This window comes from Ramlibacter sp. AN1133 (assembly GCF_037890035.1).
GTDB lineage: Bacteria > Pseudomonadota > Gammaproteobacteria > Burkholderiales > Burkholderiaceae_C > Ramlibacter.
Window position 1 is genome coordinate 68,163 of record NZ_JBBKTQ010000026.1, and the last position, 8,738, is coordinate 76,900.

Below are 8,738 nucleotides of genomic sequence, written 5' to 3' on the forward strand. Positions count from 1 at the left end.
GGGACAGGCCATCAGGCTGCCGCCGCGCTTGGCTGGCCCGTGAGCCAGTCGGATTCATTGTATCGCAGGCCCCAGGCCGCCCACGCGGCGCGCAGGTCCGGCGGCAGGGGCGTGTGCAACACCAGCGGCATCCCCGTGACAGGATGCACGAAGGCCAGCCGGAAGGCATGCAGCGCCTGCCGTGCCAGCCCCGCGACCGGCCCGCCGCCGTACAGCGGGTCCGACACCAGCGGATGGCCGATGTGCGCCAGGTGCACGCGGATCTGGTGCGTGCGGCCGGTCTCCAGCGTGCACAGCACCGCGCAACCCGCCTGCGCCTGCTGCATGCGGTGGAACACCGTCGCGGCGGGCTTGCCGGGGTGCCGCTGCGGATCGACCACCGCCATGCGCAGGCGGTTGCGCGGGTCGCGGCCGATCGGTGCCTCCACGCGCCGCTGCGCCTGGCCTTCCCAGGGGCGGTGCGCCAGCGCCATGTACTGGCGCGAGACCTCGCGCGCCGCGATCATCTGCACCAGGCGCTCCATCGCGCTGCGCGTGCGCGCCACCATCATCAGGCCGCTGGTGTCCTTGTCCAGGCGGTGGACGATGCCGGCGCGCGGCAGCATGCGGGCACCGGTGTCGCGCGCGAGCAGCGCATTGAGCAGCGTGCCGCTCCAGTTGCCGGGCGCGGGATGCACCACCAGGCCGGCGGGCTTGTCGATCACGAGCAGGTGCTCGTCCTCGTGCACCACCGACAGGGGCAGCGGCTCGGGCAGGAAGGCCTGGCTTTGCGGGGTGGGCCGCAGGTCGATCTCGCCGGCCTCGCCGGCGCGCACCTTCTGCGAGGCCTTGAGGCTGGCCACGCCGCGCAGCCGCACGGCGCCCTCCTCGATCAGCTGCTGCAGGTAGCTGCGGGAGAAGCCGGGCACCAGCGCCGCCAGCGCGCGGTCGAGGCGCTCGCCGTGCAGGTCTCCGGTGATGGTGAAGGCCCGGGTTTCCGCCTCGGCGCCGGGTTCGTCCAGCAGGTCCTCGGAAGGGGGCTGGAAGGGGTCGCTCGCTATAATGATCCGCCCTTGGTGAAAGAGAGTTGCGCGTGGTCGTAAAGGCGAAATTATCCGTGGTCCCGGTCCTGCTCGCCGCGTTGCTTGCAGGCTGCTCCTCCCTGAAGGACGACGACAAGACGGCCACGTGGAGCCCCAACAAGCTCTACGCCGAGGCCAAGGACGAAATGAGCGGCGGCTCCTACGACAAGGCCATCCCGCTGCTGGAGAAGCTCGAGGGCCGCGCCGCCGGCACCCCGCTGGCGCAGCAGGCCCAGCTGGACCGCGCCTATGCCCACTACAAGGCCGGCGACCAGGCCCAGGCGCTGGCCACGCTCGATCGCTTCATCAAGCTGCATCCCGCCAGCCCCGCGCTCGACTACGCCCTGTACCTCAAGGGCATCGTGAACTTCAACGACAACCTCGGGATGTTCGCCTTCCTGTCGAAGCAGGACCTGTCCGAGCGCGACCAGAAAGCGGCCAAGGAGTCCTTCGAGTCCTTCCGCGAGCTCACGACGCGCTTTCCCGATTCGAAGTACACGCCGGACGCCCGGGCCCGCATGACGTACATCGTCAATTCGCTCGCCCAGTACGAGGTGCACGTGGCGCGCTTCTACTACAGCCGCGGCGCCTACGTGGCGGCGATCAACCGGGCGCAGAGCGCGCTGGCGGACTACCGCGACGTGCCGGCGCTGGAGGAAGCACTGGCGATCCTGATGCGCTCGTACGATGCGCTGGGCATGGCGCAGCTGCGGGACGATACACGGCGGGTGCTGGAGAAGAACTATCCGAACAGCGCGTACCTCGGGGGCGCCGGGACGCGGGTGGGGCAGCGGCCGTGGTGGCGACTCTGGTGAATCCGATGAACGAGGGCCGCTGACGCGGCCCTTTGTCATTGCGGCGTTGCGCATTTCGTAGGCTGGCGGTGACGAAGGAACCCCAGCGTCGCGCGAGCGCAGCGAAACGCTGGGGTTTCGCTGTCGCTCCACCACCAGCCTACCAGCCGCCCTCCGACGGCGCCAGCGAAGCCAGCGCCTCCTCGAACTGCGCCTCGTCCTGCAGCCGCCGCATCGGCGGCAACGCCGCCAGCAAGCGGCGCCCATACCCCATCTGCACCAGCCGCGTGTCGCACACCACCAGCACGCCCTGGTCCGTCTCGCGCCGGATCAGGCGGCCGGCGCCCTGTTTCAGCGCCACCGCGGCTTCCGGCACGAAGTAGTCGTTGAACGGGTTGCGGCCCTGCGATTCCAGGCGCTGCGAACGCGCTTCCACCAGCGGGTCGCCCGGCGGCGGGAACGGCAGCTTGTCGATGATCACCAGCTGCAGCGCCTCGCCCGGCACGTCCACGCCTTCCCAGAAGGAAGCCGAGGCGACCAGGATGCAGCCCGGCCGGCCATGGTCCGCGCCTTCGCGGAAGCGCTCGATCAGGCGGCGCTTCGTCCCCTGGCCCTGCACCAGGACCTCCAGCTCGCCCGAGCCCTGGAAGCGCGCCTGCAGCTGCTCGCCGATGGCGCGCAGGGCCCGCAGCGTCGTGGTCAGCACCATCGTGCGGCCGCGGATGCGGCCTGCCGCACGCTGCGCCAGCGCGGCCACCGCGGCGCTGTGGCCGGGGTCCTTGGGCGCCGGAATCTGCCGCGGGATGTAGAGCGCGGCCTGCGACGGATAGTCGAACGGACTCGCCACCCGCAGCACCTGCGCTTCGGCCAGCCCGCAGGGCTCGGTGAACCACGACAGGCGCGCGTCGTCGCCCAGCGTCGCGGAGGTGAAGACCCAGGCGCGCTGGCGCTCGGCCTCGTCGCGTTCCTCGCCGGTCTTGAGCAGCTTCTGCTGCACCGCCTCGGCGATGTCCAGCGGCGACTCCACCAGGCGCAGGTTGGTTGCGGCATCGGCCCAGCGCACCGAGCCCGGCTGCGCCTCGCGCGCGAAGGCGCGCACGCGTTGCGCCAGCGCCAGCGCGCGTTCGTGCAGGCGCACGAAGTCGGGCCCGACCTCCTTGACCGCCGCCAGGCCTTCCCCCGCCTGTTCGAGCGCGCCCGCGAGGGCGCCCAGCGCCTCGCCCCATTCGTGCGGGTCCACGCCCTCGGGCGCATCGCCGCTCCAGCGCAATCGGGTGCTGAAATGGCCGCCACCCACCACCAGCCGCAGATCGCGCGCGGCCCGCTCGACGCCGGCGGCGAGCTGCTGCCAGTCGGCCAGGCCGCGCGCGAACTGCAGGCCGGCCGCCAGCACGTCGCGGGCGAAATCGAGCACCTGGCCCGTCCCCAGCTGGTGGCCGAGGAACTGCACGCCGGTCTCATTGAGCTGGTGCGCCTCGTCGAAGATCACCACGCGCACGGTGGGCAGCAGTTCCGCCATGCCCGATTCGCGCACGGCGAGGTCGGCGAAGAACAGGTGGTGGTTGATCACGACCACGTCGGCGGCGAGCGCCTCGCGCCGCGCGGCGTTCACGTGGCATTGCCGGAACTTCGGGCATTGCGAGCCCAGGCAGTTCTCGCGCGTGGACGTGACCAGCGGCAACACCGGTGAGCGTTCGTCCAGCCCCGGCATCTCCGCCAGGTCGCCGGTGCGCGTGCCCTGGGCCCACTGCTCGATCTTCGCCAGCGTGCGCAGCGCGGTGCGATCGGGCAGGCTCGCATCCTGCCGCGCGAGCTCGAGCCGGTGCAGGCACAGGTAGCTGCCGCGCCCCTTCAGCAAGGCCATGCGCACCGGCAGGCCCAGCGCCTGCGCCAGCCGCGGCAGGTCGCGCCCGAACAACTGGTCCTGCAAGGTCTTGGTGGCGGTGGACAGCAGCACGCGTTCGCCACTGAGCAGCGCGGGGACGAGGTACGAGAAGGTTTTGCCGACGCCGGTGCCGGCCTCGACCACCAGGGCGCCGCCCTGCTCGATGGTGCGCGCCACCGCGGCGGCCATCTCGGTCTGGCCGCTGCGCGCGCGGAAGGCCTCGGCGGCCTGCGCGAGGGCGCCGCTGGCGACGAAGGCCTCGCGCGTGAGCTGCTCCAGGCCCTCGCGCCGGTGCTGCATCCAGGCCGATGTGTCCTCGCGCGCGGCCTCGGCGTGGCTTGCAGGCCACGCGCCTGCCGAGTCCGTCATCACGCGGGTTCTTTGGGATCGAGCACGAGCTCGAGCCGCGCGATCTGGTCGCGCAACGCCAGGCGGCGCTTCTTGAGGCGGCGCATCATCAGTTCGTCCACGGGGGACTCGGTGGCGGCGCGGTCGATGAGCGCGTCGAGGTCGGCGTGCTCCATGCGCAGCTCGATGAGGCGCCGTTCGGGGGAGTGCAGGTTGGTATCCAAGGTCGAAAGCGGGGCGCCGCTGCAGGGATCGGTTCGATAATACGTCTTTCGAAGGCAACAATCGAGCCACATGAGCAGCAAAGGCTACCGCCTCACGGCGTCCACCGGCATCCACAAGGGCGACCGGGAATACCAGCAGGACCAGATCGCGCTGATCTCGCATCCGCGCATCAACGGCTGCGTGCTCGGCGTGGTGGCCGACGGCATGGGCGGCCGCAGCGGCGGACGCAAGGCCTCCGACCAGGTCATGATGACCTGCAAGCAGCTGTTCGAGCGCTATTCGCCCGAGCACGACGACACGCCCTCGCTGCTCAAGCAGATGGTGCAGGAGTCGCACCTCGTCATCAAGCTGACCGCGATCTCCGCGGAGCAGGAGCCGCACAGCACGATCGCCGCCTTCATCATCAACCCCAGCGGGGAATGCTGGTGGGTGCACGCGGGCGACTCGCGCATCTACCACTTCCACAGCAACAAGCTGGTGAAGCGCACCATGGACCACTCCTACGTGCAGACGCTGGTGGACCGCGGCGAGCTGACGGAGGACGAGGCCAACGTGCACCCGCAGTCCAACATCCTCATGGGCTGCCTCGGCGCCGAGGAGGACCCGCCCGCCGACCTGCACCACATCCAGCAGCTGCGCCCCGGCGACACCCTGCTGGCCTGCAGCGACGGCGTGTGGCACTACTTCAGCTCGGACGAGCTGGGCTCGGTGCTGTCCTCGCTGTCGCCGCGCGAGGCGACCGAGTTCCTGATCGAGAAGGCGCGCCAGCGCGGACAGGGCGGCGGCGACAACCTGTCGCTGGTGATCGTGAAGCTGGAGCCGCTGGGGAGCTGAGGGCGCCGATCCCGTGGCGGAAGGGACGATTCCGTAGGCTGGTGGTGAGGGGGCGAGAGCCCCGGAACCCCAGCGCTTTCGCGCATCGCTGGGGTTTCGCTGCGCTCCACCGCCAGCCTGCGAGCCGCCTATCGCGGAATCGGCAGGTCCGAGGCCGCGGGCTTCTTGCGCTTGGCCACGCGTTCGCGCAACTGCGCGTTGTGCGCCTCGGCGGCGCGCAGGCGCGCTTCGTGGGCGGCTCGGTTCTTGGCGGCTTCCTCCGGGCTCGGGCCGTGCGCCTTGGGGGCCTGCGGCGTGCGTGCGCTGCCTTGCGGGCCGTGCGGGCCGGCGGCGGCCCTGGGCTCGCGCGGGCCCTTGGCGGCCTTCTTCGCGTCTTCCTCGGACTTCTTCTGCGCCTTGTCGGCCGCGCGGGCCTCGCGCTCCTTCTGTTCGATGACGGCCTGGCGGCGCCGCTCCTCGTCCTGCGCCCTCTTCTCGGGCGAGCTGCGCTGCTCGATGTCCTTGCGGCGCTCGGCGGCGCGGCGCGTGCGCTCGGCTTCGTTCAGCACGCGCTCCTGCCGGCGCAGGTCGGCCAGGGCCGCATTGCGCTCGCGCTGGGCCCTCTGCACGCAGTCGGTGACCGCGAAGCGGGCGCGGCAGGCCTTCTGCTCCTCGGCGAACCGGGCATCGATCGCGGCGCGCTCGATCCTGATGCGGTCGCGCTCGGCCTGGTCTTCCCCGGCGTGGAGCGGCGCCACGGCCAGCAGCGCGAGGGCAAGGGCGAGCAGGGCTTTCATGTGAGGCGGGTGTCGACGGTGCGGTGTTCGAGGGCGAGGAATTCGGCCGACTGCATCTCCACCAGGCGCGACACGGTGCGCGGGAATTCGTGCGCCAGCGGGCCTTCGGTGTACAGCTCCTCCGCGGGGGCGGCCGCCGAGAGGATCAATTTGACACGCCGATCGTAAAGGACGTCCACCAGCCAGGTAAATCTTCGTGCCTCCGAGGCGAGCCGCACGGACATGCGCGGCACGTCGCTCAGCAGCACGGTGTGGAACTGGGTGGCGATCTCGAGGTAGTCGTTCTGCGAGCGCGGCCCGCCGCACAGCGTCTTGAAGTCGAACCACACCACGCCGCCCGCCTTGCGCCGCGCGCGGATCTCGCGGTGCTCGATGTGCAGCGTCGCGTTCTCGTCGTGCGACTCGGCCAGCCGCGTGAAGGCCTCGTTCATCTCGGCGTCCGCCGCCGCGCCCAGGGGCGTGTGGTAGAGCCTCACCTGCTCCATCGTGCGGCGGCGGTAGTCGGTGCCGTTGTCGACGCTGATCACGTCCAGCCGGTCATTGAGCAGGTCGATGGCGGGCAGGAGCCGGTCGCGGTGCAGGCCGTTCGGGTACAGGTCGTCGGGGCGGAAGTTGGACGTGGTGACGAAGCCCACGCCGTTGTCGAACAACGCGACGAGCAGCCGGTGCAGGATCATCGCGTCCGTGATGTCGGCGACGTGGAACTCGTCGAAGCAGACCAGGCGGTAGCGCCTGGCGATGCGCGCGCCGAGCGCATCGAGCGGATTGACGGTGCCCTGCAGCTCGGCGAGCTCGCGGTGCACTTCGCGCATGAACTCGTGGAAGTGCAGGCGCGTCTTGCGCACCAGGGGCACGGCCTGGAAGAAGCAGTCCATCAGGAAGCTCTTGCCGCGCCCCACGCCGCCGTGCATGTACACCCCGCGCGGGATGGGCGGGCGGTTGATCAGCTTCTTGAACGCATTGGAGCGCTGCTCCTTGTACTCCGACCACTCCGCGGCGCACCGCTCCAGCGCGGCCACCCCGCGCAACTGCGCCGGATCCGCCTGGTAGCCGCGGGCCTTGAGTTCCTGTTCGTAGACTGCTCGGACGGACATGAAGGCAAACTACCGGACGCAGAGGACGCGAAGGGTACGCAGAGAACGCAAAAGAACAGCCATCAAGGAAATATCCTTTTTCGCGTCCTCTGCGTACCCTTTGCGTCCTCTGCGTCCGGAAGTCCGCATCTAGAAATTCAGCGTTCGCTTGTCGACGGCCAGCGCCGCTTCCTTCGTCGCTTCGGAGAGCGACGGGTGGGCGTGGCAGATGCGGGCGATGTCTTCGCTGGAGGCCTTGAATTCCATGGCCACCACGGCTTCGGAGATCAGCTCGCTGGCCATCGGGCCCACGATGTGCACGCCCAGGATCTCGTCGGTCTTGGCGTCGGCCAGGAACTTCACCATGCCGGTGGTGTCGCCCAGCGCGCGGGCCCGGCCATTGGCCATGAACGGGAAGGTGCCCGCCTTGTACTGCACGCCGTCGGCCTTGAGCTGCTGCTCGGTGCGGCCCACCCATGCGATCTCGGGGCTGGTGTAGATCACCCAGGGGACGGTGTTGAAGTTCACGTGCCCGTGCTGGCCCGCGATGCGCTCGGCCACCGCCACGCCCTCTTCCTCCGCCTTGTGCGCCAGCATCGGGCCGCGCACCACGTCGCCCACGGCCCACACGTTGGGCAGGTTGGTGCGGCATTCGTCGTCGACCTCGATCGCCCCGCGGTCGTTCAGCTTCAGGCCCACGGCCTCGGCGTCGAGGCCGTTGGTGTTGGGCACGCGGCCGATCGACACGATCATCCTGTCGCACTGCAGCTTCTGCGCACCGCCCTTGGCATCGGTGTAGGCGACCGACAGCCCCTTGCCTTCCGGCTTGACCTCGCCCACCGTCACGCCCAGTTCGATCTTCAGGCCCTGCTTGTCGAAGGCCTTCTTCGCCTCCTTGGCGATCTGCTCGTCGACCGCGCCGAGGAAGGTCGGCAGCGCTTCCAGCACCGTGACCTCGGAGCCGAGGCGACGCCACACGGACCCCATTTCCAGGCCGATCACGCCGGAGCCGATCAGCACCAGCTTCTTGGGCACCGTGGGGATGCGCAGCGCACCGTCGTTGGACAGCACCAGCTCCTCGTCGAAGGGCACGCCCGGCAGCGCGCGGGCGTTGGAGCCGGTGGCCACGATCACGTGCTTGCCCACCAGGGTTTCCTGCGAGGCGCCGGAGACCTGGATCTCGTAGCCCTGCTCGAGCGCCTTGGCGAAGGAGCCGCGGCCGTGGAAGAAGGACACCTTGTTCTTCTTGAACAGGTACAGGATGCCGTCGTTGTTCTGCTTCACGACGGTGTCCTTGCGCCCCAGCATCTTCGCCACGTCCATGCTCAGGTTGGACAGGCCGATGCCGTGCTCGCCGAAGTGCTTGCCGGCGTGCTCGAAGTGCTCGGAGGACTGCAGCAGCGCCTTGGAGGGGATGCAGCCCACGTTGGTGCAGGTGCCGCCCGGCGCGGGCCCGCCCTGCTTGTTCTTCCAATCGTCGATGCAGGCGGTGTTGAAACCGAGCTGCGCCGCGCGGATGGCGGCGATGTAGCCGCCGGGGCCGCCGCCGATAACGATGACGTCGAATTGTTTGTTGGCCATGGGAGAAGGTTTCTTTGTCTTGTTCCCTCCCCCTCCGGGGGAGGGCTAGGGAGGGGGCGCTACGGGGCGGTCAGCGCGCACGAAGCGGGGGGCCCCCCCCCCCCCCCCCCCCCCGGGCGGGGGGGGGGCGGGGCGCGCCCCCCCCCCCCCACCCCCCGCCA

General features: G+C 70.1%; 8 protein-coding genes. 2 read left to right on the plus strand and 6 right to left on the minus strand.

Annotated features, from left to right (window positions below; all coding sequences use genetic code 11):
- Positions 1-11: 11 nt before the first annotated feature.
- Positions 12-1,040: an RluA family pseudouridine synthase gene (locus tag WG923_RS25510; RefSeq protein WP_445322979.1), complete on the minus strand. Its 1,029-nt coding sequence runs from the start codon at positions 1,038-1,040 to the stop codon at positions 12-14.
- A gap of 56 nt (positions 1,041-1,096) precedes the next feature.
- On the opposite strand from WG923_RS25510, the gene WG923_RS25515 reads away from it, so the two are divergent.
- Positions 1,097-1,876 carry an outer membrane protein assembly factor BamD gene (locus WG923_RS25515; protein WP_445322978.1) on the plus strand — a complete coding sequence of 260 codons (780 nt, stop codon included), beginning with the start codon at positions 1,097-1,099 and terminating at the stop codon, positions 1,874-1,876.
- Positions 1,877-2,015: 139 nt separating this feature from the next.
- Here WG923_RS25515 and WG923_RS25520 read toward each other — a convergent pair whose 3' ends face one another.
- On the minus strand, positions 2,016-4,040 hold the full coding sequence (locus WG923_RS25520; RefSeq protein ID WP_340353838.1) for an ATP-dependent DNA helicase: 2,025 nt from the start codon (positions 4,038-4,040) through the stop codon (positions 2,016-2,018).
- 68 nt (positions 4,041-4,108) lie between these two features.
- Positions 4,109-4,312 (minus strand): YdcH family protein, encoded by a 204-nt coding sequence (locus WG923_RS25525; protein ID WP_340353829.1) that lies wholly within the window; start codon positions 4,310-4,312, stop codon positions 4,109-4,111.
- Between the two features lie 70 nt (positions 4,313-4,382).
- On the opposite strand from WG923_RS25525, the gene WG923_RS25530 reads away from it, so the two are divergent.
- Positions 4,383-5,147 carry a PP2C family protein-serine/threonine phosphatase gene (locus WG923_RS25530; protein ID WP_340353830.1) on the plus strand — a complete coding sequence of 255 codons (765 nt, stop codon included), beginning with the start codon at positions 4,383-4,385 and terminating at the stop codon, positions 5,145-5,147.
- A gap of 128 nt (positions 5,148-5,275) precedes the next feature.
- Here the strand turns inward: WG923_RS25530 and WG923_RS25535 are convergent, their stop codons facing one another.
- The 3 genes from WG923_RS25535 to lpdA all read right to left on the minus strand — a co-directional run bounded on the left by WG923_RS25535 (position 5,276) and on the right by lpdA (position 8,577).
- Positions 5,276-5,923 carry a hypothetical protein gene (locus tag WG923_RS25535; protein ID WP_340353831.1) on the minus strand — a complete coding sequence of 216 codons (648 nt, stop codon included), beginning with the start codon at positions 5,921-5,923 and terminating at the stop codon, positions 5,276-5,278.
- Positions 5,920-7,017 carry a cell division protein ZapE gene (gene zapE, locus WG923_RS25540; protein ID WP_340353832.1) on the minus strand — a complete coding sequence of 366 codons (1,098 nt, stop codon included), beginning with the start codon at positions 7,015-7,017 and terminating at the stop codon, positions 5,920-5,922. The genes WG923_RS25535 and zapE overlap by 4 nt, the downstream gene beginning before the upstream one ends.
- A 129-nt stretch (positions 7,018-7,146) precedes the next feature.
- Positions 7,147-8,577: a dihydrolipoyl dehydrogenase gene (lpdA, locus tag WG923_RS25545; RefSeq protein ID WP_340353833.1), complete on the minus strand. Its 1,431-nt coding sequence runs from the start codon at positions 8,575-8,577 to the stop codon at positions 7,147-7,149.
- Between the last annotated feature and the right edge of the window lie 161 nt (positions 8,578-8,738).

Bases quoted from the DNA above. Each gene is read 5' to 3' on its own strand.
- WG923_RS25530 (WP_340353830.1), top strand. From the start codon at position 4,383: ATGAGCAGCAAAGGCTACCGCCTCACGGCGTCCACCGGCATCCACAAG.
- lpdA (WP_340353833.1), bottom strand. From the start codon at position 8,577: ATGGCCAACAAACAATTCGACGTCATCGTTATCGGCGGCGGCCCCGGC.
- zapE (WP_340353832.1), bottom strand. From the start codon at position 7,017: ATGTCCGTCCGAGCAGTCTACGAACAGGAACTCAAGGCCCGCGGCTAC.
- WG923_RS25520 (WP_340353838.1), bottom strand. From the start codon at position 4,040: ATGCAGCACCGGCGCGAGGGCCTGGAGCAGCTCACGCGCGAGGCCTTC.
- WG923_RS25535 (WP_340353831.1), bottom strand. From the start codon at position 5,923: ATGAAAGCCCTGCTCGCCCTTGCCCTCGCGCTGCTGGCCGTGGCGCCG.